Genomic DNA, 22,996 nt, shown 5'->3' on the forward strand with positions numbered 1-22,996 from the left:
CGCCGGGGTGTCGGGGTCGTTCTCCCGGCACCCCGTCCCGCCGCTTGTCCGGCCCGTCGAGTTTGCATACTCACCCCACGCGGTAGAGCGTCCACCTGTCGTCCGACCAGACCAGTTCATGGGGGGACGCCGGGTCGGTGAGTACCGCGGGGACGTCGACACCGGCGTCACGGGCAGCGTCCACCTCGACGAGGACGAGGTCGACACCCGCCTCCGCCAGGCCGTCCGCCCCGTCTGCGGTTCCGGGCGCGGCCCCGGGGGTGAACCCGTCCCCGGAAGCACCCCCGGACGCCAGTTCGGAGAGCAGTTGCACCGTCGTCGGATCACCGTCGACGACTCGTCCGTCGACGATGAGGTAGCCGGGGTCCACAGGTGAGCCGGGCAGCATCTTCAGCAGCGGGTCCAGCACCGGACGTCCGTCGATGAGCCGGTAGTTCCCCGGAGGCCACAGCAGGGTGTGCGGGTCGCTGAGGTCGGCATTCTCCGCGGCGTCCTCCACCGCGTCCACGGCATCGGCATACCCGCCGTCCAACGCCACCGGACGCAACTGTGCCAGATCGGCGGGAAGCAACGGGACCTGCAGGAACGCCAGTGCTCCCGCCAGCAGGACCGGGACAGGCGAAGTAACCCGCGGCACCAGCACATCGACCCGCGACACCAGCATCACCAGTGCCGGCAGCGCGAGCACCACGAATTTCTGGATGTCGCGCAGCAGCCCCGCCCCGGGCACGGTCTCCAGCACCTCACCGAATAGTGTCAGCCCCGGCCCAGTCGCCAGCAGAGCCGGCACCACCACGGCCACCCCACCCAGCGCCGACAACCGTCGCAGGCCACCGGTCCACCCACTCCGCCGCCACAGCACCACCGCCACCGTCACAGCGGCCACGGCGAGCAGTACGCCGGCGGGCGGCACACATCCCGATGTGTACAAGACACAGCCCTGTGGCCGCAGGTGGGCGCAGTGGGGCGCGGCGAGGCCGGTGACGACACGGATGCCGCNCCCGCGACACCAGCATCACCAGTGCCGGCAGCGCGAGCACCACGAATTTCTGGATGTCGCGCAGCAGCCCCGCCCCGGGCACGGTCTCCAGCACCTCACCGAATAGTGTCAGCCCCGGCCCAGTCGCCAGCAGAGCCGGCACCACCACGGCCACCCCACCCAGCGCCGACAACCGTCGCAGGCCACCGGTCCACCCACTCCGCCGCCACAGCACCACCGCCACCGTCACAGCGGCCACGGCGAGCAGTACGCCGGCGGGCGGCAGCCGGTGGTCGGGCACGGCGTCCGCGTTCCAGATTCCTCCGAGTCCGGCGAGTGCACCGGGTGTGCCGACCCACGGTTCCGCCCGTGCGGCGAACAGTGACGCTCCGGCGGCGTCCGTGAGCGTGCCCGCGGCGTCCCCCAGTGAGGGGAGCACCCACGGCAGTGACAGCACCGCACCCGCGACCAGCGGCAGCACAGTGAACCGCCGCCGGCCGGACGCCACGACCGCGGTCACTACGCCGAGGATCAGCCCGGTCGGCGTCAGCGCGCACACGGTCAGTGCCACCACGAGTCCCACCGCCGACCGTGCCTGGCGTCCCTCCACCGCCAGCCACGCCACCAGCGGAAGCAGCATTCCGGCCGCGACCACCGACCAGTGCCCCTGCAGCAGCCGCTCCGCAAGGTACGGGTTCCACAGCACAAGGAACGCCGCGAGTGCCTGGCCCACGCACCCCGCACCGAACTGCCGCGCCAGCAGGGATGCCCCCCACGCACCCGCCACCCCGCAACTGCACATCAGCAGGCCGACGACCACCGGTGGCGGGACCAGCGGGGACAGGACCGCGAGAACGGCGTCCTGCGGGACGGCCCTGGCCACACCGTCCGCCCCGGTGGCAAGGTCGTTGAGCGCCATGGACCCGGGCACCGACATGTCGCGCAGCAGCAGTGCATTCCTACGGTCCCACCCTGTGACGACCGCGACGACGAACGGACACAGCACCACGGTCGTCATAATGACGCACCACGACAGACGCCACCGGTTCCCCGTGGGGGACCCGGTGGCGGTGGATGTGGCGGAAGACACGGATGCAGCGTACCCGCTGTCGGGGTGCCTATCCCCGACGGGAACCGCGGTAGACCACGAACCCGACGACCAGCAGGAGCACTCCGACAAGACCGGCACCCCACGGAATGTACTGTCCGATCAGGTCCATGCGGGCGATACCGTCCTTCGCCCGCTGCATCTGGGCGTCAACCGTCGCCTGGTTGAACTCGCCGGGGAAGTACAGGGCGGTCCGGGTCGGATCGGCGAGCTCCTTCTCCCGGTTCTCGGGGCTGGCCATCTCCCGGGCCTCGGCGTCACTGCGCGCGTAGTACATCCACACTTCCTCGGACCCCTTCACGATCACCCCGGTGTCGGGCTGGACGTGGAGGGTCCGCTTGACCGTGTAGTACCGGGACATCTGCACTTCGGGGCCGGTCTCGTCGTCAGCAGCCCACCCTCTGACGTCGTTGCGGTCGAGACCCCACACCGAGGCGGGGAACTTCAGGCGCAGGGACGCCAGGGACGCCTTGTCCGCGGCGGACAGTTCCCCGTCGGCGTTGAGCCGGGCCTCGACATTGGGGTACAGCTCTGTCGGCTCGATGACCTGCTCGAAACGGTAGACGGTCTCGCCGGCGATCTTCTCCTTGTCGACATAGTCGATGTCCTGGCTCTTGAGCACCTGGCCGTCGAAGTAGGGGTACGCCTTCTTCTCGGTGCCGAACGGGAACTGGTACTGCAGGCCGTCGCGGACGAACTCGGGGGTGTCCTCCTCGGCGGTGCCGCCGCCGACAGCCGGTGCGGTCATGTCGAAGGTGGAGACGGGACGGTCGACGGGGAAGGCGGTCTTGCGTGTCAGGGTGACCCGGTCGACCGTGGCGGAGATCAGGTTCCGCGGTTCGGCGAGGTCCGTCCTGAACACGGTGTTGCCGGCCTCGAGGGTCAGTTCCTTGTCCGTGGTGGGTTCCTGGGCGATGATGTGCCGCTGGTTCTGCAGGGGAACGTCACGCCAGATGAAGCAGGACACCGTGCGGGTCTCTCCACGGCACTCGGGCCGGGACGCGTTGTCGCCGACGGGCCTGCCGGCGGCCAGGGCTGCCGCGTCGAGGAGGCGTCCCTCGACCTCATTGGTGACGGTGTAGGACTCGATGTCCTTCGGCAGCACCTTCCCTTTCGGCAGGACGTAGACCGGCAGAGCCAGGGCGACAGCGATGAGCGCTGCGCCGACGACGATCAGCGCGTGGGAGAGAACCTTTTTCATGGTCGCTAGTTTAACGGTAGAAACCTGGGCCACGGGGGTGGAACGGGCCAACGGTAGTGTCAGAGGGATCATGTCGACGACCACACCACCCCAGAAAACCGGCCAGCCGACCGGCCGGACGACCGGACGACGTCCGTTCCTGCCCGCCCTGGAGGGCCTGCGTGCCGTCGCCGCGTTGGGCATCATCGTCACCCACACCGCCTTCCAGACCGGCAACGACACCGGGGCGGTGGTCAACCGGATCATGGCGCGCACCGACTTCTTCGTTCCCGTGTTCTTCGCTCTGTCCGGATTCCTGCTGTGGCGTCGGCATTTCGCCGACCGGGGGGACTGGAGGGGCTACTACGTCAGACGGTTCGGCCGGATCATGCCCGCCTACCTGGTCGTCGTCGTGGTGGTCCTCGTGCTCTTCCCCGTCGCAGGGGACCCGGGACCGCTGCAGGTCACGGCCACCCTCCTGCTCCTGCAGAACTACGTCCCCGACGGTCTGGTCGGAGGTCTGACCCACCTGTGGTCACTGTGCGTGGAAATGTTCTTCTATCTGGTCATGCCCCTGCTGGCACTGGCCGTGGGCCGTCGCAGCCGCCGTACCCGGGTCGTGGTGATCGTGGGGGTGGCCGTCCTCGCGGCGTTGTGGCCCTTCCTCGCCGGGCCCCGTACCGGCGGGATCAACCCGCACATCATGCCCTGGGCGTTCTCGGGCTCCTTCTGCGTGGGCCTGCTCGCCGCGGAGGCCGAGGGCCGGATGCTGGACGCCGGGGGCGGCGGATCCTCCCGGTCGGTGGAGTCGGTGCGCCGGTGGGCGGGACGTCGGTGGTTGTGGGCCGGACTGGCGGCGGTGATCCTCGTCGCGGCGTCCTTCGACGGCCCGGAGGGACTCACCGCGGCCAGTCCCGCGGAGTTTTTCCGCCGGACCACGTGCGGGGTGCTCTTCGCCGCGGCGCTCGTCGTCCCGGTGGCCCTGCAGCCCCGGTCACGTTTCCTGGAGAGTCCGGTGATGCAGGCCCTGGGCAGGTGGTCGTACTCGGTGTTCCTGTGGCACATGGCACTGCTGTCCCTGGTGTTCCCGCTGACGGGTGTCGGGCTGTTCAGCGGCGGGTACCTGGCGTTGCTGGTGGTCACCGTGGTGACCGTGGCACTGACTGTCCCGGTCGCGGCGCTGAGCTACTCGCTGGTGGAGGAGCCTGCACGACGGGCGGTGTCCCGGTGGTGGTCGTCGCGCCGGGCAGACGGTAACGGCAGTACCACGGCGGTGAGGCAGGCCACGAACAGCAGCTGCACGGTCAGTGACGCTCCGGCGTAGTCGCCGCTGAGCCCGCCGCCGCCCCACGGTCCACGGGTGAACAGGGCGGTGGCCGCCGCACCGGTGACAAGGAGAATGTGGCGGGGACGGATGCCGGCGAGCAGCTTCACCGGGGCAGGGACTTTCCGGTGGCCGGTCGGGCGGCGGTACCGGAGGGCGGACACGAGGACGCCGAGGGCGACCGCGGCGACGGCGGTGCCGGCCGGCCCTGCGAGGATCCACGCCACCGCACCCCAGGCCGGCACTGCTGCGCCCACCCGGATGCGCCGACGCAGAATGCTTCCGGCCTGTCCGTGCGCGAGGTGCTCCTGCGTGCCGTCTTCCGCGTACCCCGCTGTGCGGTCCGGGATGGACCCCGCTGTGATGCCCGGGGTGTGGTCGGGTGTGTGGTCCGTTGCGGCGGCGGGCGCGGTCCTCCGCGACGACCGCAGGAGGAGCGCCCCGGCGGCGAGCAGGGCCAGTGCGGCGCCGAGACCGACGGCGAGCCACGCCCGGTAGACCGGGGTGGCGGTGAACTCCGTGCGGACGGCGGCGGCGAGGTCGGAATCTGACAGTGATTCCAGCGACGGCAGGGTCGCCGACAGGGACGCCGGCACGCTCCACCCCTGCTGCCACCCGTTGACCGTCACCGGGTCGAGGGTGACCGACTGCCCGTCGAGTTCGAGGACGGCTGAGCGGCCGGGATTGACGGAGGTGGGGGTGAGCACGATCCTGTCGTCCGGCCCGGACGTGCCGGACGTGTCGGATGTGGCGGCCGGACCGGCCTCCGGCTCCCCGGACGTGCCGGCGGGGCTCTCCCCGGAGTCCAGGGTCACCCACCGGGCCGTGGACCGTACCTCATGGTCCCCCGGGGACAGGGGCACCGTGTCACCGCAGGCCAGCTCAGAGCCGTCCACCGTGGTGACCGCAGAACAGTCGGAGGAGGTCATCCGCACGCGCACACCCTCACCGGTGCCGGGGAGATTCCCGGGAAGACTCCCGGCCCGGTCGTCGGTCCGGTTCTCGGGCACAGTGACGGTGCGGCGCATCGTCCCCTCGGGGATCTCCTGGCCCAGGACCCAACGCACCGGCCGCAGGTCACCGTCGACCTGCGGGTCGGGCACGACGATGTCCCTGCGGGGGGTGATGTCCTCCCCGTCGGGTCCGTGAAGGGAGAGTTCGCTGACTCCGGCACCGCCCCATGCCCCGGTGATGCGCAGTTCCACCCTGTCGGCGTCCCCCGGTGGCAGGGACACCGTCTCCTGACGCCTCACCGGGATGCGCACCGTGGAGGACGCCACGGTCGAGTCCCCGAGGAAGGTGGTGACCTGGACGCGCAACGCCGAGCCCTGGGCCCGGGCTGTCAGCCTCATCTGGTGGACGGCACTGTCGAGGGCCACGGTCAGCGACTGGTTCACCGGTGAACCCGGTGTCGGGTACCAGGCGGTCGTCTCGTCCCCGTCGACGGCTGCGGAGACCGACGAGAGCGTGTCCGCCCCTCCGAGGGAGGTCGGGTCGTCGGCCGATGAGCTGGCGTGAATGTGCCCTCCCGATTCGCGGACCCGGGTCATCCCTGACCCGTCCTGCCTGCCCGAGGGGTAGTCGTGCACCGGGTTGAGGCCGCGCCAGGGGTCGTCCCCGGCCCGGATCGCCGAATCCGGGGATGTCACGGTGCCGTAACTGTGCTCGCGCAGGGCAGGGGTGTCGGTCACGGTCAGTGCTGTCCCGGTCGCGCCACGTGCGACCAGGGCGTCCACACCCTCATCGCCGAGCAGCAGCCGGTCCCGGGGCGTCCCGCCCCCACCGGAGTCGCTCCCGCCGGTGGCACTGTCGGCGGCGGCGAGGCGCGGCAGGACCTCCGCACCGCCGGAGACCACATCAAGGTCCCTGACATGCACCGTCCGGGGGGAGGTCGTGGAGGAACTGACCTGGAAGATCCTCACCTCCCCGTCGCCGAAAGAAGCCACCTCCGTGAAACCCGGTGAACTCTGCAGGGTCCGCAGCACGGTGCGGGACCCCGGAGTATCGGCCGACGCCACCAGGTCCGACCTCACCAGCAGATACCCCACCCCCTGCTGGACCAGTGCACCGGCCAGAGTGGGGGCCGGTGACCCCGGGTCGAACTCCCGCTGCACCCCGTCGAGACCACGGATCGCCTCGGGAGGAACCAACGGCACGGCGTCCCGCACCACCCAGGGCACGTCGAGGAGTGCCTGTGCCGGCTCATCACGGGTGTTCCCCCAGCTCTGGCGGGCCGTGGCAGCGCGGGGAAGGATCATCGTCCGGGTCGACGACGCCCCGTGCGCAGGATCGTTGAGCCAGTCAGCGGCCTCGGTCCAGTAGGACGGCACCTCACGGTAACCGTCGACCGGTGCCAGCCGGGCGGACCACGCCGGGGCGGTCACCACGGCGAGTAGCAGCACCACCGCAGTACACGTCACCACACGACGGTCCCGCTCCGGGTGTGCCAGCGCGGCAGGGGAGGGCAGCCGGACCGGTGCAAGCAGGTGCGCCACCCCCACGACCAGCGGAAGGTGGACGAGAGGGTCGAACTTGTGGAGGTTGCGCAACGGGGCACCTGCACCGTCGAGGAAGGCCCGGGCCGCCTCATGCACCGGGGAGAACGGTCCGGCGACCCCGAAGACCAGCAGACCGGCCGTCAGCATCAGCAGCCACACCGTCCGGTGCGGCACCGCGCCCCGGCCACGACGGGCCAGTCCCGCCAGCCCGAGCAGGCGGCGACGGGACGGTACGGTGCCCGGCGGGGCAGCCGCCGGTGCGGGGAGCAGCCGGACGACCGGGAGCATGATCCACGGCACCAGCGCCACCGTCCACGCTTCCGAGGAGATCGCCCCGAGGGTGGTCAGTATGCGGGGGGACAGGGCGTAGAGCACCGCCGCGGTCACCCGGGACGCCCGCGACCCGGTGCCCATCGCCTCCAGCAGCCTGACAGTCCCGGCGAATGCGAGACCCAGCAGCAGCGCCCACCACAGTCGCTGGGTCAGCCAGTCCGGCAGGGGGGACAGGAGCGCGAAGAACAGTCCGTGGGGGAAGAGGTACCCGTACGCCTGGTTCTGCAGCTGGCCCAGGGGGAAGATGTCCGTCCACGGGGACAGTGCCTGGCCGAGGAAACCCCACGGGTCGGCCACGAGATCGTGCTTGGTGTCTGCGACGGTCAGGCCGGGGGACTGCACGAGGCAGAGCAGCAGCCAGGCGCAGGCGGCAGTGAACCAGCCGCGCCGGGTCAGCGTGGACGTCACCGGATACCGGCGGGTGTGCGGGGTCGTCAGCGACGCTCGCCGTACTGGACGGAACCCAGGATGGCGTTGTTGGCGTCGATGTTGTTCGACGGCAGGTCGGAGCTGTCGGCGACCATGCCGACGCCGAAGGTGACGGCGCCACCGATGACGATGCCGATGACGGCGGAGGCGATGGCGGGGCCGACGCTGCGGCGCGGCGTGGAGTCGGTCTCGAAGGGCATCGGTTTCAGGTCCTGTCTCGGATCAGGGTTGATCAGGGTTGATCGGGGAGGATCGGGGGGCAGTCAGCGGCAGGGTCCGTCGGTGGAGTGACACCGGAGGACCCGGTGCCGCGGATGCTGTGGAGTCTACCCGGGCCGGCCGGACTATTCGGCCTGTTCGGGCTGTTCGTCCAGCGGAGGCACGACAAGCACCGGGCACTGGGCGTGCTTGACGAGGTTGTCGGCCACGCTGGACTGCAGCAGTGACCGCCAGCCGGTCAGGGCACGGGTGCCGGCGACGATGAGGTCGACACCGAGCTCCTGTGACGCCTCGACAATGGCACTCCACACGGCAGTCGTCGACTCTACCAGGTAGGGTTCTGTCTCAAAACCAAGTTCCGCCGCCAGGGCCACACCCTCGTGGCTGATCTGGGTGGCGTCGATGTAGGCGGGGTCCGAGGTGACGTCGTCCGGGTCCTCGAAAATCCCCTGGCGACGGGGCAGGACGCCGCGACCGGGTGCGCAGTCAACCCGGCCAACCCGGCCCCGTCAGACACCGCGGCGGTGCGCCGCGCCGCGGCCGCGACCCTCGCCGTCGGCGTCACCGGTTACGATGCGGCCGCCGCAGCAGTCGACAACGGCGTCCGCCACCTCTTCATCGGCTCCTCCACGGACCGGTCACTGCTGGACGGACAGGGGGATCCGGCACGGTCCCTGGCGTCCCTGCGCCAGCGCGTCGAGGAGCTCGACGGACCTGACGGCCCGGGCCTCACCGTCTCCGTCGACGAAGAGGGTGGCAGGGTGCAGAGGCTCGCAGACCTGACCGGTACCCTCCCCTCCGCCCGGGACATGGCAGCGACCATGACCCCGGAACAGGTCACCGCACTGTTCACCGACCACGCAAGGAAACTGCGTGACCTGGGCATCACCATGGACTTCGCCCCGGACACCGACCTCGGCAGTGCCACCGGATCCGCCGCCGACGCCATCGGTGACCGGGCCTTCTCCACCGATCCGCAGGTCGTCGTCACCTACGGGCGGGCGGTCGTCGACGGCCTGTTGGCAGGTGGCGTCACCCCGGTCATCAAACACTTCCCCGGTCACGGGCACGCGACCGGGGACTCCCACACCGGCGCGGTGACCACCCCCCCGCTCGATCGGATGGGACCGGACTTGCAGCCGTTCCGGGAACTGTCGCAGATCCCCGGGGTCGCCGTGATGGTCGGCCACATGCAGGTGCCCGGCCTCGACTCCGGCCTCGACTCCGGACAGGGTGCCGGACAGACGCCCGGTGGAGGAGAAACGGCGGTCACCGGTGCGGACACCCCCGCCTCACTGAACCCGGCGGCGTACGCACTGCTGAGGGAGGGGGATGCCGGGGCGCCGGGGTTCACCGGGGTGGTGTTCACCGACGACCTGACGGGCATGCAGGCGGTCACAGACCGGTACTCCGCCGGAGAGGCCGTGGTCGGGGCGTTGCGGGCAGGCGCTGATGCTCCCCTGGTCTCCTCCGGGGTGGATGCCGCACAGGTCCCCGGGATCCTGGATTCGGTGGTCTCGGCGGTCTCCGGGGGGACTCTCGGGGCCGACGTTCTCGCCGCTGCGGCGGACCGGATCTGTGCGTCAACTGTGCCGGGGCGGCGGTGAACGGTTCCGTGAGAGGTTAAGGTATGTGTCGTGACCAGCAGAACGTACAGCTCCCGGGACGCCGGGCACCCACACGCCCGTAAGCGGCGGCGCAGTCTGTGGTGGCTGTGGACCCTCCTCGGCCTCGTCGGGATCGGGGGAGTGCTCTACGCCACCGACCTCGTCATGTCGGAGGGGACGGTGCCGCGGGGAGTGACCGTCGGCGGGGTGGACATCGGGTCGATGTCCCCGGAGCAGGCGGAGGTGCGGCTGCGCAACCAGCTCGACGCACAGGTCAAGACACCCGTTACCGTCACCGCCGGCGACATGGAGACCACGGTCGACCCGGTGACCTCCGGACTGACCGTGGACTGGGACGCCACGGTCGACCAGGCCGGACAGCAGCCGATGAACCCGATCGTGCGCATCACGAGCTTCTGGCAGACCCGCGAGGTGGGCACGGTCAGCCATTTCAACGAGCAGCTCCTCGGCGGCACCGTCAGTCGTGTGACCTCGGACCTCAGTCGTGAGGCGGAGAACGCCGCCCTGTCGATCGACGACCAGGGCAGACCCGAGGTCACCGACGACATCGACGGCCAGAGCGTCGACCGAAACGCCGTGGACGACGGTATCCGCCGCCACTGGCTCAACGCCGACCACCGTATCGCCGTGGACGCCGACAGCACTGACGCCGACGTCGACCGGGAGGACGCCGAGGTGGCGGTCCGCGACGTGGTCGACAAGGTCACCGCCGGTGACGTGGTCTTCACCGGCCGGGACAATGTCAACGGGGTGCTCCGTCCGGCAGACATGGGCAGGATCGTGACCTTCACCCCGGACAACGGCAGTTTCCGCACGGACTGGAACGTCGACGCCGCCCGCGAGATCCTCAGCGGAACCCTCTCCGCGACCGAGGTGGAGTTCCGCAACGCCAACTTCGAGGTCAACGGCAGTGACCTTGTGGTCGTGCCCTCACAGGACGGGGTGGAGATCGACTGGGACAAGACCCTTGACCCGCTGGCCGACAAACTCCTCGACACCACGAACCGGCGCCACGAGGTCAGCTACGAGGACCACAAGGCGACCTACACCACCGAGATGGCGCAGAAGGCGAACTTCGACGACGTGATGGGGTCCTTCACCACCGGAGGTTTCGCCGGGGACTCCGGCGTCAACATCCGCCGGGTCGCCGAAGAGGTCGACGGTGCGATCGTGCTGCCGGGACAGACGTTCAGTCTCAACGGGTACACCGGCCCCCGCGGCGAGGCCCAGGGGTACGTGGAGGCCGGGGTGATCGAGAACGGTCACGCCGACCGTGCCGTCGGCGGCGGTATCAGCCAGTTCGCCACCACCCTGTACAACGCCTCCTACTTCGCCGGCATGGAGGATGTCGCCCACACCCCGCACTCCTACTACATCAGCCGGTACCCGGCCGGGCGTGAGGCGACCGTCTTCGAGGGGGCGATCGACCTCCAGTTCAAGAACACCTTCGACACTCCGGTGCTGATCCGGACCAGTGCGGACAGTTCCTCGGTCACCGTGGAACTGCGTGGGGTGCGGCACGTGGACGTGGAGTCCATCCCGGGGCCGAAGACGGACTACACGGATCCCGAGCGCATCGAACTCGACGGTGACACCTGCTCCCCGTCCTCCGGGTCGAGAGGGTTCACCACCAGCGACACGAGGGTCATCCGGGACCTCGACGGCCGGGAACTGTCGCGGACGACCACGACGACGAAGTACGATCCCTCACCTATCGTGACCTGCCGCTGAGACGGGGTAGTCCGTGTAACCGGACGCCCCGCCGAAGTAGAAGGTCGACCTGTCCGGGGTGTTCTCCTGCGGCGTGGCCGCCGCGTCGACGGCGGTCCACCGTGCGACAAGGTCAGGGTTGGCCAGGGCCGGACGGCCCACGGCAGCGGCGTCGTAGCCGAGCGCCAGAATGTCCAGGGCGTCCTGCCTGGTACTGACCTGACGGAGCCCGGTGTTCCGGTTGGCGAAGACCGGGCCGTTGAACCTGTCACGCAGGCCGGTGGCCAGTTCGCCGCCGAGGTCCGGCTGCTCCAGGTTGAGGTAGGCGATGCCCTGCCCGCCGCCGAGTGAGTTCAGCCCGTCGACGAGATGCCCGTAGGTTTCCGCGGCGACGGAGTCGTCGTCCTCGACAACACCCTGGATCGTCATGCCGGGGCTGATCCTGATTCCCGTCCGGTCGGCTCCGATGCGCTCCGCGACGGCTGCGGCGACCTCTGTGACGAACCTGGCCCGGTTCTCCGGGGACCCGCCGTAGGAGTCGGTCCGGATATTGGACCCGGGGCCGAGGAAGGAGTGCAGCAGGTAGCCGTTGGCGGAGTGCAGTTCCACCCCGTCCAGGCCGGCGGTGACGGCACGTTCGGCGGCGTCGGCGAAGCCCCTGCGGACCCGCTCCAGGCCGGCGTCGTCGAGGGCGACGGGGGTTTCGTAGGGGATCCGGTTGCCCCGGGCGTCATGGGACCATCCGTCGTGGTCGACGGCACTGGCGGATTCCACGGGCAGTCCGGTGACCTGGCTGTGGGTGTTCCATCCGGCGTGCATGAGCTGGACGACGATGTGCCCGCCGGCGGCATGGACCGCGTCGGCGACGGCACGCCAACCGGGGATCTGGTCGTCGGACCAGAGGCCGGGCTGGGTGTAGGAGACGCGTCCCTCACGGGTCGGCGATGTTCCGTCGGTGACGATGAGTCCCATGCCGGCACGCTGGCTGAAGTGGCGTGCCATGAGCTCGCCGGGGCGTCCTTCCGTGTCCGCCCGCAACCGTCCCATCGGTGCCTGGACGATGCGGTTGGACAGTGTGAGACGGCCGGCCTGCAGGGGCCGGAGGATCGCGGCGGCGGGTGACGTCGGTGAGGGGGCGACCCCGGAAACTGGTGAATCCTGGTTCATGGGACCGGAGTCTACGTGAACCGGCACAGGCGCGCCGACCCCTGCCGCACCACCGGCGGGCGGGCCCGGGAGGACCCGGGGGAGGCTGTAGACCCCGGTAACGTCCCAGGTCGTGTTCAGGTCCGATACAGTTGCGGGAATGAGCAGTACCGCAACCCGCACCCGCTCCGGCGGCGGACGGCACCGTAAGGTCCCCGACCGGTCACCCCGCCGCGTTGTCGGGTGGAGCCTCGGCGTCTCCGCGGTCTCCACCGTCATGATGACGCTCGACATCACCATCGTCCTCGTCGCCCTCCCCGCGATCCGCGAGGACCTGGGCCTGACCCTGTCCGGGTCACAGTGGGTCATCAACGCCTACTCACTGACCTTCGCCTCCCTGATGCTCGCCGCGGCGAGTCTCTCCGACATCGTCGGGCGCCGGACCATCTTCCTCATCGGCCACGTGATCTTCCTCGCCGCCTCGGTGGGATGTGTCCTCACCGGTACCGAGGCAGGTCTGATCGCCTTCCGTGCCGTCCAGGGTGCCGGCGGGGCACTGGTGTTCGGTACAGCCACACCGCTGCTCGCCGACGCCTTCGAGGAGAAGGACGCCGCGAAACGGACCAGAGCCGTCGCCGCCATGATGGGCATCGGCGGTGCCGCCAGCGCCTTCGGACCACTGATCGGCGGGGCCCTGGTGGAGACCGGTGAATGGAGGTGGATCTTCGCGATCAACATCCCCATCGGGGTGCTCGTCATCCTGGCGACCCTGGTCTTCGTCCCCGACCTGTACCGGGAGTCCCGCAGCCGGGCCGGTGCCGCACCTGCCCCACAGGGCGTCCCGCAGGGCACCCCACAAGGCACCCCACCGGACGTTCCGGTGACCCCGCAGCGCCGTGCCCCGAAGGTCTCCGTCTTCGCGATGCTGCTGACCGTCGGTGCCCTCGCACTGCTGAACTACGGGATCATCGACGGCGAGGACCGGGGGTGGACCAGTCAGGTCATCGTGGCGTCCCTGGGGGCGGGTGTCCTGCTCTTCGCGGCCCTGGTGCTGTGGGAACTGCACAAACGCGACGGGGCGATGATCGACTTCCGGCTGTTCCGGATCCCCTCCTTCGCCACCGTTACCTTCAACGCCTTCGCCTCACGCATGTTCAGCTTCGGTATGCTGCCCTTCCTCGTCCTGTGGATGTCCGGGCAGCTCGGACTGTCCGCCCTGGAGATCGGGTACGTGGCCAGCGGACTGGCCGTACCGATGATCCTGTTCTCCGCCGTCGGTATCCGGGCGGTGGCGTGGATCCCGGTCGGCTGGGTGCAGGCCGTCGGCATGGTCATCGTCGCCGGCGGACTGATGCTCGGCCTGCGGCTGGACACGGACTCCGACTGGCACACCCTCCTGCCCATGCTCATCGTGATGGGGGCCGGGACCGGACTGATGCTCCCGCACGTCATGAGTCTGGCGGTGGAGGTCGTCCCCGCGTCACGCACCGGAATGGCCAGCGGGCTGGCGAACACCGCCCTGCCGCTGGGAACCGCCACCGGTGTGGCGGTGTACGGCGCCTACCTCGCCAACAAGGTCAACGGCGGGCTGGACACCCTGCCGATCCCGGAACAGTTCCGCGGGATCGCACAGGACGCTGCGGAGGCCGGCCAGTTCAGGCTCATCGCGCAACGGTCGGAACCGCTCGCGCAGCAGGCCCTGCAGTTTTTCCTCGACGGGCTGCACGGCATCTTCATCATCGCCGCGATCCTCGCGCTCATCGGCGCCGTCGCCAGCGTGGTGTTCATCAGGAAGCCGCGGGAACGGGCCTGAGCTTTCCGTACCTGTTCCTCAGCCGGCGAGGACCACGTCGAGGGTCCTGGGCCCGTGGACGCCCTGGACACGGACCAGTTCGATGTCCACGGAGGCGCTCGGACCCGCGACCATGGTCACCGGTGTGGTGTGCAGTCCGGCACCGGTGAGACGGGTGACCGCCTCAGGGAGCAGCTCGACGATGTCGCTGACCCTGACCACCACCACATGGTGATCGGGGACCAGGGTGGTGGCGCGGCGTCCTGAATTCTCCCCGGCGAGCAGGACTGTCCCGGATTCCGCGACCGCGCAGAACGATGCGGTCACCACCGCATCGACCGCGTCAAGGTCCGCGACTGAGACGGGGGAGGACGCCGAATCCGGGAGTACCTCGCCACCCTGCGCCCGGAACCTGGCGAGCCAGCCCCCGCGGAGCGTGGCCGGTGCCACGATCCTGCTGCCTCTGCCGCCGTGCCCGCGGTCGGTGAGGAAGGACGCCACGGCGTCACCCACCGCGCTGTCGTTGTCGGCGACACGGCGGACGGTGGCGTCGTAGTCCTCCAGTCTGTCGGTGAGCAGGCTGACCAGTTCCTCCCCGGCCAGGGTGCCGGCGCGCCGGTACCTGCGGGGCACGGGTACGGTCTCGCCGGGGGGCAGGGAGCTGCCGGCGTCGCCCGTGATGCCCAGGGAGGACCGTATCCGGGCGAGAACCTCAGAGCGGGCGTCGCCCTGCGAACCGGTCTGTGAACCGCCCTGTGAATAAGTCACTGTCCGTCCCTTTCTTCCGGGTGCTGTTCATGCCGCCGGTTCTCCCTCTCCCGGAACCAGCTGCGGAAGGACTGCCCCGGTGGCCGGGGGATGTCACGGGAGGAGGTCCACCGGCCGGCCACACCGGGCAGGTCGTACACGCCGCCGCGGGGGGAGAGCCGGTTGACCACGGGCAGACCCTTCTCGACCAGGGCCATGCGCCGTCCGTCGCTCATCATCCACTTCGCCCCGTCGAGGGCCGCGTCCAGCTGCGTGTGCGGCAGGCGGGAACCGTGGTTGACCTCCTGGTCCTGGGCGCGCAGCCTGGTCAGCATCTCGGGGATGTTGATCTTCACCGGGCAGGCGTCGAAACAGGCCCCGCACAGGGAGGAGGCGTACGGCAGTGACCCGTTGGCGGATTCGTCGACCCCGGTGAGCAGTGGGGTGAGGATAGCGCCGATCGGCCCCGGATACACCGAACCGTAGGCGTGGCCGCCCGCCCGCTCGTAGACAGGGCAGACGTTCATGCACGCCGAGCAGCGGATGCAGCGCAGGGCCGTACGCCCGTGCCGGTCCGCCAGGGCCCGGGTCCGTCCGTTGTCCAGCAGGACGACGTGGACGTTCTGCGGTCCGTCACCGGGGGTCACCCCGGTCCAGAAAGACGTGTAGGGGTTCATCCGTTCCCCGGTGGAGGACCGGGGGAGCAGTTCCATGAACACTTCGAGATCCTGGAACGTCGGAAGCAGCTTCTCGATGCCCATCACGGTGATGAGCGTCTCCGGCAGGGTCACACACATCCGGCCGTTGCCCTCGGACTCGACGACGGACAGGGCCCCTGTCTCCGCGATGCCGAAGTTCGCCCCGGACACGGCGACCCTGGTCTCGAGGAACTTCCGGCGCAGGTGCCTGCGGGACGCCTCCGCCAGGTGCTCCGGTTCGGAGTCCAGGTCGGGGTCCACGTCATCCATGCCGTTGAGGAAGATCTGACGGATCTCCTCACGGTTGCGGTGGATGGCGGGCACCAGGATGTGGGACGGCTTGTCGCCCCCGAGCTGCACGATCAGTTCGGCGAGGTCCGTCTCATAGGCGTCGATGCCCGCCGGGGCCAGGGCCTCGTTGAGGCCGATCTCCTGGGTGGCCATGGACTTGACCTTGATGACGTCCCGGCGTCCTTTCTCGTTGAGCGGGGCGTTCTGCTCGATGAGGGTGCGGACGATCGTGTTGGCCTCGTCGGCGTCACGGGCCCAGTGGACGTGGCCCCCGGCGGCGGTGAAGGCGTCCTCGAACTGGATGAGGAGTTCGGGGAGACGGGCGATGACGTCGTCCTTCGTGGCTGCGGCGGCGTCGCGCAGGTCCTCCCAGTCCGGCATCTCGGACACCCTGAGGGCGCGTTTGCCGCGGATCGTCCCGGTCGCCTTGCGCAGGTTGGTGCGCATCTGGATGTTGCCGAGCTCGTGTTCGGCGACTTCGGGGAAGGGGTGGAGTTCATTGAGGTTGCCGTGGCCGGGGACGGTGGGCATGCCCAGGACCGTGCGGCTGCCGTTGTCGGTGACGCTCATCGCAGGGCACCTCCTGTCACGGTCGCGCCTTCCTCGGGCAGGAGCAGGGGATGCTCCTTCGTCGAGGCGAGGATCCTGGCGAGGTGCACGGCGGCGGGGATGTGCCCCTCTCCGGGGACCAGGCGACCGGTCCGGGACAGGCCGCCGCCGATGTGCATCAGGCAGGAGGCGTCACCGCCGGTGCAGGTGGACGCCCCGGTCGACAGTATCGCCTCGACCTTGTCACCGAGCATCGCGCCGGAGACCTGCGGGTTCTTCACCGAGAAGGTGCCCCCGAATCCGCAGCAGGCGTCCTCGTTGCTGATGGTGCGCAGTTCCAGGCCTTCCACGGAGGCGAGAAGGTCGCGTTGCCGGTCGCCGAGCCGCAGCAGGCGCATCCCGTGGCAGGAGGGGTGGTAGGCGACGGTGTGGGGGAAATAGGAGCCGAGTTCCTCCGCCGCGTCGGTCACCCCGAGGACGTCGGTGAGGAACTGGCAGAGTTCGTAGGTTCGTCCGGCGATCTCCGAGGCCCTGGTGGCGAGGCCCGGGTCGCCGTTGTACTCGGCGATCATCGGGTGCTGGTGCCCCAGGGAGGCGACACAGGAGCCGCTGGGGGCGACGGCGTAGTCCCAGTTCTCCTCTTCGAACGCCCGGACGTGGTTGCGGACGACCGGGTAGGCGTCCCTGAACTTGCCGGAGTTGATGTGCATCTGTCCGCAGCATGCCTGGCGTTCCGGGAAGATGACGCGGTGGCCGAGACGTTCGAGGACGCTCACGGTCGCCTGCGCGACCTCCGGGTACATTGCATCGACGATGCAGGTGGCGAATAGTGCGATCTTCATGGGGAGTCACCCCTCAGGTTGTGGTTCGTCAGTTCTGGTTCGGGTGTCGGTCTTCTGTCGGCCGACCGGGCCGGTCGTCGGAGGGGCAGGCGGGGGAGGGCAGGTCAGTGTCCTCCTGTGGACCGGTCAAGGCCCGTCGTCTGCCCCGGGGGCGCAGTCACCCTCCACCCTATACCGGAACAGTTCCTTTGGTCTGACCACAGGGTGAAATGCTGTGGGCTGCGGTGCCGGGGGAGGGCGGACGCAGAAACACCACCGGGTCAGGCGCCGGAGGAGGTAGATCCGGGCTGACTGCCACTGCGGGGGGAGAGAGGTCGGCTGAGGCGACCTGCGGAGGGGTGCATCCGGCAGTGGGCCGGTGGTGTTGTGCGGGGAGATGACCCAGAGAAGAGAGATTCTGCCTGGTGGGGCCGGTCTTCCCTGCGGTGTGCACTGACGATAGGCAGGCCGGCCGGACACGTGCAACGGGCCTGCCGGGGACCCGGGGGTGGCCAGGTGGATACCCCAGGGGGTACCCGGTCGGGTACTTCCGTATCGAAGTCGCAGGTGGATGAAGAGCAGGAAACAATCGCGGAAGCGGCAGAACCGTTACCAGGGTCCCGCAACGGGGGTGGCAGGGGGGAACGGGGCCGGAAGACAGACAGGGAAGGACGCCCGGACCCGACTGACGGGTCAGCAGGAACGTGCCGCGAGGGCCTTCACCCACCCGGCGGTCTGGTACACACCCTGGCGCACATGCTCGCCGACGGACCTCGGGGACGCCGGCCTGTTCACGGCCAGCTCACCGTCCCAGCACCTGCTGAAGTACAGACGGACCCGCCCCACATGCTCGCGACTCGTCCCGGTGACATAGGCGGACCGCCAGCCGTTGGCGTCCGCCAGGGCGGCGAACCCCCGTGCCTCACCCCGGGTGGTGGACGGGTCCGGGGCGAAACAGTGGACCCGGACACCAGGAAGCTCCCCGCAGTACCGGTCCTCAATGACCTGTCCCACCGGGTTCGACAGCACCAGGTCCGGAACTCCGAGCTGCTGTGCCAGGTCCCGCGCAGCCTGGTAGTCCCCGGGCGGGACGCCACCGAGCTGCACGATCACGTCGACGTCGTCCGGCACCGGGTCCATCCGGGGGAAGTAGATCTCCTTCACCGCGAACCAGGACCACCCGACAGTGAGGGCCAGGACGAAGACGACGGTGACGAGCACGGTGCGGCGCAGCCGCCCGCCGCGGATCCGTCGCCGGCCGCGTGACCGTGGTCCCACCCGGTGCGTCATCGTCAGCGCCCGTAGGTCAGCAGGGCGGACAGTTCCGCGACGTCGTTGTCGATCGCCTCAAGTACCCGGGTGTACTCCTTCGCCGAGCTGAAACCGACCGGATCCTCGACATCCCCGTCCACCCTGGGCAGCCCGTGCCGGAGTTCCGGGAGGGCGGTCAGGGAGGGGAGCAGACCACTGCGGTGCCACTGCGCCAGCTGCGGCAGACGGAACGTCTTCGACATCGCGCCGGGGTGGGTGATGAGACAGGAGTCCACCTGACGCTGCTCGAAGCAGACCACCAGGTCCTGGGCTTCCAGGATCCGACGGCTGACACGCCGTGCGGAGAAGCCGTTCCCGTCGATGCCCCTGCCCTTCAGGTAGTCGACGGACCTGGAGTCCATGGGGTGACCGGACAGACCGGCGACACCGGCACTCGACATGGCAATGCCCGGGTGGTCACCGCCGAGGTAGTCGCGGAGAAGGTACTCGGCGGCAGGGGAGCGGCAGATGTTCCCGGTGCACACGAACAGGACCCGCAGGGGTGCGGGGGTCTGGGGGGGAGCGGATGACTGCTGTTCGGACGACATGGCTGACGACATGGCTTCGGTCTCCTGTGAGGTGGAGGGACGGAGTGGTGGAGAGCTGGACTGTGGAGAGCTGGACGGAAACGGTCAGGACCGGCCGGACGGGACGGGGTCAGGCGGGGCTCGTGGTCCGGGCCAGTCGACGGAGATCGTCGACCATTTCCCGGTGCCGCTCCTGCAGCACCGGAACACTGGAGCGTACACGCGAATCGTAGCGCGACTGATCCTCCGGATCCTCACGCAACCCGACCACCTGCGACACCACCTGGTCGACATCGAAACTGTTGACGTTGTGCACCCACTCCCCGAGTCCGAGGTCGGCGAACGCGGAGAACCCCTTCCTCTCGTAGGCGAGGTGGATGACCCGGTGCCCGGCGCGGACCGCCAGCAGTGCCGCGTGGAGGCGTACGGCGACCACCACCCTGGGCGGGTCCTGGTGGTGGACGCCACGGCGCAGATACTCGTCCTCGTCGACAGTGTTACCCGGGGTGACCTGCTCCTGGGCGGCTCCGTCGTCGTTGCCGCCGACGGTGCTCTGGACGTAGCCGACGACCGGGACTCCGGCGTCCCGCAGTCTCCCGGTGAGCGACACCACCAGTGGAGGCAGTTTCCCGTGGACCTGACGGACGCTGAGGACGGTGGACGGGGACCCGGGGTGCCCTCCGGGACGGTCTGCGTCCCCGGGCCCCGTCGTCTCCGGGGCACCGTCGAACCGTGAGGTGAAGTCAGGGGACGCGATCGCGAGGTCCGGCATGCGCACCGCGTTGTTCGGCCCGACGTCCAGGCCGAGCTCCTTCATCGACCGGTCGTCACGCACCATGACCAGGGACAGTCGCCGCAGCAGTGGTGCGTAGAGTGCCCGGGTGCCGCCGCGGAGAGGGCCGATGCTCTGCGGAAGATAGACGGTGGGCGAGGAGGTGAGGGCGGCGGCGACCAGCTGCGGACCCATGACCAGGGCACACTTCAGCGCTTCCGTGACCCGCCCTGCCCGCAGGTATCCCCCACCGACCCCGACGACCAGGTCATACCTGTCGAGCTGACGCAGCACCCGCAGATAGTCACGCCGCCAGCCGCGGGCAGAGGGGCGGGAACTGTGGAGGGTCACCGGAAGATGACGGAAGCTCTCCGGGTCGGAGGCGCACAGGGTGATGTCCGTGTCCCCGCCGAGGGCTTCCCTGAGAAGTGCCACGGTCTCCTCGACGAGAAGACCGTCACCCCGGTTTCTCGAGCTGTATCCGTGCAGGATCAGCGCCTTGCTTTCCATGTGGACTTCCTTTCGCGGGACGGTGAGGGGGTGTGGGGGACGGTGTCCGCCGGGGGAAGGAGGACAAGGGGGACAAATGCCGCTGCACTGACAAGCTGCGCCACCGCGATGGCGGTGAGCAGTGGACCGTCCGACAGGGTGAGCAGGGAGACACCGAGGATCGTGGGCCGGATCACCGACCAGACGAGGCACAGCGAATCTCTGCCGGTGATGTAGGGGACCTTCGTCACCAGCGACGTCACCAGGGAACCGAGAGTGAACACGCCCAGGCAGAGGAGGGTCCGGGCCGTGACATCCGGGCCGTCTGCCGCGAAGACCACGGCAGCGACGACGACGACCGCGGAGAAGAACGCCAGGACGACACTGGACCAGAGGCCCCGGAGAGTCCATCTGCGGACAGTCCCCGGGTCTCCCCGGCGTACGGCGTCCGAGATCTTCATCTCGAAGCCCGGTGCGACGACCTGCTGCGCGAGGCCTGAGAATCCGCCGGTCAGTCGCAGCGCCACCGCCCACATCTCCTGGTATGCGCCGAGGAAGGGGGTGGCGAAGGCCTGGATCTGGAAGGCGAGGTCGGTGAGCAGCTGTGCACCGGTGGCACGCAGTGACAGTGCCAGGTACCTCCGGTGCCCCCTGTCGAAGAGACTGGTGACGTCCCGGACGAAGGCGGGGATGATCCGGTCTGTGGTGCCGGCGAGCATGACGGTCGCGCCGACCAGGGTGATTGTCCCGGCGACCACGACAAGACCCTCCCGGAACGGAACCAGGAACACGACGATGAGCGTCCCGGTGATGTTGATGACGCCGTAGACGATCCGCGCCCGGGCATAGACGTCGATCCGGCGTTCCCGGGTCACGACCGCCACGGCCGCGAAGTACATCCCGTGGGTGAAGGTGAGCAGTGCGCCCCAGGCCACCACACCGGCCCAGTAGTCGGAGGGTCCGCTGAGCGCGGCCGCGGCGACCAGCAGTACAGCGGTGCCGGTCAACAGCCCGGCGAAGGCGGTCGAGGACGCCGTCCTCACGAGACTGTCCGGGACGGCGAGGTAACGTCCGGGGTAGGCGAAGGTCACCGCCCTGCAGAGGAGGCCGGACAATGCCAACGGAACGACCAGGTAGGTCAGCTGGTCCATCTGGCGTCCGAGGATGGGTATCAGCATCGCCACGAAGTTCATCGCCTGGGCGATCCCGGAGAGCCCGTAGCTCCGGAACTTCCTGACCAGCCCGATGACCGGGTGTACGCCGTTGCTCACTTCTTCACCTTCTCGCCCAGCATGATCCGGCCGATCTGGACCGGCCCGATCCTCACGTGCCTCAGGACGATGACGCCGAAGATCGAGGCGAAGATGCCTCCCACCGACAGGATGATGAACCGCGGGAGGTCAGCGTCCAGTCCGACGGCACCGGTGACGGCGCGGAACGCCCCCACCGCGAAAGAGTGGAGGAGGTAGATCCCCGACGAGTATCCGCCGATCCAGGCCAGGACCCGGGATTTCAGGGACCATCCCAGGAAGGCGACGGGGAAGACCACGCCCAGGGCAATGCCCACCAGACTGTGGCGGGTCTCGAACCGTTCGAGGTGACCGGTGAGCGACAGCTGCACCAGCACCACCAGTACCAGCAGCACGAGGGTGACCGGCACAGCGGTCATGGTCCGCTGCGGGATGAGGCGGAACCTGAACGCCCCGACACCCGCGAGGAAGAACGGAAGGAAGGACAGCGCGGTCCCGAGCTGGAGGGTCTCCACCGTCTCGGGCCTGGTGAGCAGTGAGATCAGCACGGACGCCGCGAACAGTCCCCCGAAAGCCCACGGTGAACGCAGAAGACCCCGGGAATCGAGCAACGCCACCAGGGCGAAGAGCCAGAAGGTGGACAGCAGGAACCAGTAGGGGCTCAGGGAGTTGATCCACCACAGCAGGGGGTCCGGGTCCACGGTGCCGTTGACACCGGGTGCGTACATCTGGGTGAGCCCGAGCACCGGGATGAAGATCACGTAGGGAACGAGAAGTCGCCGGACCTTCTTGCCCATGAACTTCGGGTACGCCCGGATGTCCGACAGAGGACGCCACGCGTAGACGAGTCCGGAGAGGAAGGTGAACAACGGCATGCGGAGGTACTGGACCGAGTCACAGTAGTAGCGGAAGGCACTGTCGTCGGCGACATGGATGCCCGCTGCGGACGTGTCCCCGATGACATGGAAGGTGACCAGCAGTATGCACGCCAGTCCGCGGAGAGTGTCGACGGGAATGTTCCGGCCGGAGGCGGCACGGTGCCTGCCCCCGTCGGCGGAACCGGCCGACGGGGGCGTGGAGGAGCGGATCGTCTGATCGGACGTCATGGCAGTTCGTCCTGTAGAGGTGAGGGAGCAGATACGGGTCAGGGAGGGGGTGAATCTGGTGAGGCGGGGACGGGGTGGACGGAGGGAGA

The 22,996-nt window shown here is 69.2% G+C and carries 18 protein-coding genes and 1 pseudogene; 4 read left to right on the plus strand and 15 right to left on the minus strand.

Annotated features, from left to right (window positions below; genetic code table 11):
• Window positions 1-70: 70 nt before the first annotated feature.
• From BN3906_RS07070 to pgfA, 3 genes are all read right to left on the minus strand, one after another.
• A complete protein-coding gene (locus BN3906_RS07070) occupies window positions 71-742 on the minus strand; it encodes a hypothetical protein (RefSeq protein ID WP_187119912.1) in 672 nt (223 codons plus the stop codon).
• 1 nt (window position 743) lies between these two features.
• Window positions 744-2,168: an MmpA family trehalose lipid delivery protein gene (locus BN3906_RS15560; protein WP_495697494.1), complete on the minus strand. Its 1,425-nt coding sequence runs from the start codon at window positions 2,166-2,168 to the stop codon at window positions 744-746.
• The gene (gene pgfA / locus BN3906_RS07080; protein ID WP_066586521.1) at window positions 2,098-3,288 is read right to left on the minus strand and encodes a cell envelope lipid trafficking protein PgfA; all 1,191 of its coding nucleotides are present in this window, start codon (window positions 3,286-3,288) and stop codon (window positions 2,098-2,100) included. Before pgfA ends, BN3906_RS15560 begins: the two co-directional genes overlap by 71 nt.
• Window positions 3,289-3,358: 70 nt before the next feature.
• Here pgfA and BN3906_RS14080 point away from each other — a divergent pair.
• Window positions 3,359-4,564 (plus strand): annotated as a pseudogene (locus BN3906_RS14080) (acyltransferase family protein); the annotation flags it as partial.
• On the opposite strand, the gene BN3906_RS15455 reads toward BN3906_RS14080, so the two are convergent.
• From BN3906_RS15455 to BN3906_RS07095, 3 genes are all read right to left on the minus strand, one after another.
• On the minus strand, window positions 4,453-7,779 hold the full coding sequence (locus tag BN3906_RS15455; protein ID WP_436834819.1) for an alpha-(1->3)-arabinofuranosyltransferase domain-containing protein: 3,327 nt from the start codon (window positions 7,777-7,779) through the stop codon (window positions 4,453-4,455). The pseudogene BN3906_RS14080 and the gene BN3906_RS15455 overlap by 112 nt on opposite strands.
• Before the next feature lie 77 nt (window positions 7,780-7,856).
• Entirely contained in the window at window positions 7,857-8,051 is a 195-nt protein-coding gene (locus tag BN3906_RS07090) for a DUF2613 domain-containing protein (protein ID WP_066586525.1), read from the minus strand.
• A 144-nt stretch (window positions 8,052-8,195) separates the two neighbouring features.
• The gene (locus BN3906_RS07095; protein WP_390620333.1) at window positions 8,196-8,444 is read right to left on the minus strand and encodes a universal stress protein; all 249 of its coding nucleotides are present in this window, start codon (window positions 8,442-8,444) and stop codon (window positions 8,196-8,198) included.
• A 75-nt stretch (window positions 8,445-8,519) separates the two neighbouring features.
• On the opposite strand from BN3906_RS07095, the gene BN3906_RS07100 reads away from it, so the two are divergent.
• Window positions 8,520-9,677, plus strand: a complete 1,158-nt coding sequence (locus BN3906_RS07100; protein WP_187119940.1) for a glycoside hydrolase family 3 N-terminal domain-containing protein — start codon at window positions 8,520-8,522, stop codon at window positions 9,675-9,677.
• A 30-nt stretch (window positions 9,678-9,707) separates the two neighbouring features.
• Window positions 9,708-11,429, plus strand: coding sequence for a VanW family protein (locus BN3906_RS07105; protein WP_066586528.1), 1,722 nt, complete (start codon window positions 9,708-9,710; stop codon window positions 11,427-11,429).
• Here BN3906_RS07105 and BN3906_RS07110 read toward each other — a convergent pair.
• A complete protein-coding gene (locus BN3906_RS07110; protein WP_078057257.1) occupies window positions 11,406-12,575 on the minus strand; it encodes an oxidoreductase in 1,170 nt (389 codons plus the stop codon). The genes BN3906_RS07105 and BN3906_RS07110 overlap by 24 nt on opposite strands.
• Before the next feature lie 139 nt (window positions 12,576-12,714).
• On the opposite strand from BN3906_RS07110, the gene BN3906_RS07115 reads away from it, so the two are divergent.
• Window positions 12,715-14,367: an MFS transporter gene (locus BN3906_RS07115; RefSeq protein WP_078057258.1), complete on the plus strand. Its 1,653-nt coding sequence runs from the start codon at window positions 12,715-12,717 to the stop codon at window positions 14,365-14,367.
• 18 nt (window positions 14,368-14,385) lie between these two features.
• Here the strand turns inward: BN3906_RS07115 and BN3906_RS07120 are convergent, their stop codons facing one another.
• The 8 genes from BN3906_RS07120 to BN3906_RS07155 all read right to left on the minus strand — a co-directional run bounded on the left by BN3906_RS07120 (window position 14,386) and on the right by BN3906_RS07155 (window position 22,907).
• Entirely contained in the window at window positions 14,386-15,114 is a 729-nt protein-coding gene (locus BN3906_RS07120; RefSeq protein ID WP_261796905.1) for a LutC/YkgG family protein, read from the minus strand.
• The gene (locus BN3906_RS07125; protein ID WP_066586531.1) at window positions 15,111-16,652 is read right to left on the minus strand and encodes a lactate utilization protein B; all 1,542 of its coding nucleotides are present in this window, start codon (window positions 16,650-16,652) and stop codon (window positions 15,111-15,113) included. Before BN3906_RS07125 ends, BN3906_RS07120 begins: the two co-directional genes overlap by 4 nt.
• The gene (locus tag BN3906_RS07130; protein WP_066586534.1) at window positions 16,649-17,473 is read right to left on the minus strand and encodes a (Fe-S)-binding protein; all 825 of its coding nucleotides are present in this window, start codon (window positions 17,471-17,473) and stop codon (window positions 16,649-16,651) included. The genes BN3906_RS07125 and BN3906_RS07130 overlap by 4 nt, the downstream gene beginning before the upstream one ends.
• A 672-nt stretch (window positions 17,474-18,145) precedes the next feature.
• On the minus strand, window positions 18,146-18,742 hold the full coding sequence (locus BN3906_RS07135; protein WP_066586536.1) for a hypothetical protein: 597 nt from the start codon (window positions 18,740-18,742) through the stop codon (window positions 18,146-18,148).
• Window positions 18,743-18,744: 2 nt separating this feature from the next.
• Window positions 18,745-19,323, minus strand: a complete 579-nt coding sequence (locus BN3906_RS07140; protein ID WP_261796906.1) for an arsenate reductase/protein-tyrosine-phosphatase family protein — start codon at window positions 19,321-19,323, stop codon at window positions 18,745-18,747.
• A 97-nt stretch (window positions 19,324-19,420) separates the two neighbouring features.
• Entirely contained in the window at window positions 19,421-20,572 is a 1,152-nt protein-coding gene (locus BN3906_RS07145; RefSeq protein ID WP_066586539.1) for a polysaccharide pyruvyl transferase family protein, read from the minus strand.
• Window positions 20,554-21,822 carry a hypothetical protein gene (locus BN3906_RS07150; RefSeq protein ID WP_066586542.1) on the minus strand — a complete coding sequence of 423 codons (1,269 nt, stop codon included), beginning with the start codon at window positions 21,820-21,822 and terminating at the stop codon, window positions 20,554-20,556. The genes BN3906_RS07145 and BN3906_RS07150 overlap by 19 nt, the downstream gene beginning before the upstream one ends.
• Window positions 21,819-22,907, minus strand: a complete 1,089-nt coding sequence (locus tag BN3906_RS07155; RefSeq protein WP_066586546.1) for an acyltransferase family protein — start codon at window positions 22,905-22,907, stop codon at window positions 21,819-21,821. The genes BN3906_RS07150 and BN3906_RS07155 overlap by 4 nt, the downstream gene beginning before the upstream one ends.
• Between the last annotated feature and the right edge of the window lie 89 nt (window positions 22,908-22,996).

This window comes from Corynebacterium provencense (assembly GCA_900049755.1).
Taxonomy (GTDB): Bacteria; Actinomycetota; Actinomycetes; order Mycobacteriales; family Mycobacteriaceae; genus Corynebacterium; species Corynebacterium neomassiliense.

What these genes read in the sequence shown, in the direction of transcription:
- pgfA (WP_066586521.1), bottom strand. Translation starts at nt 3,288, where the DNA reads ATGAAAAAGGTTCTCTCCCACGCGCTGATCGTCGTCGGCGCAGCGCTC.
- BN3906_RS07090 (WP_066586525.1), bottom strand. Translation starts at nt 8,051, where the DNA reads ATGCCCTTCGAGACCGACTCCACGCCGCGCCGCAGCGTCGGCCCCGCC.
- BN3906_RS07110 (WP_078057257.1), bottom strand. Translation starts at nt 12,575, where the DNA reads ATGAACCAGGATTCACCAGTTTCCGGGGTCGCCCCCTCACCGACGTCA.
- BN3906_RS07115 (WP_078057258.1), top strand. Translation starts at nt 12,715, where the DNA reads ATGAGCAGTACCGCAACCCGCACCCGCTCCGGCGGCGGACGGCACCGT.
- BN3906_RS07125 (WP_066586531.1), bottom strand. Translation starts at nt 16,652, where the DNA reads ATGAGCGTCACCGACAACGGCAGCCGCACGGTCCTGGGCATGCCCACC.
- BN3906_RS07130 (WP_066586534.1), bottom strand. Translation starts at nt 17,473, where the DNA reads ATGAAGATCGCACTATTCGCCACCTGCATCGTCGATGCAATGTACCCG.
- BN3906_RS07135 (WP_066586536.1), bottom strand. Translation starts at nt 18,742, where the DNA reads ATGACGCACCGGGTGGGACCACGGTCACGCGGCCGGCGACGGATCCGC.
- BN3906_RS07140 (WP_261796906.1), bottom strand. Translation starts at nt 19,323, where the DNA reads ATGTCGTCAGCCATGTCGTCCGAACAGCAGTCATCCGCTCCCCCCCAG.
- BN3906_RS07145 (WP_066586539.1), bottom strand. Translation starts at nt 20,572, where the DNA reads ATGGAAAGCAAGGCGCTGATCCTGCACGGATACAGCTCGAGAAACCGG.
- BN3906_RS07155 (WP_066586546.1), bottom strand. Translation starts at nt 22,907, where the DNA reads ATGACGTCCGATCAGACGATCCGCTCCTCCACGCCCCCGTCGGCCGGT.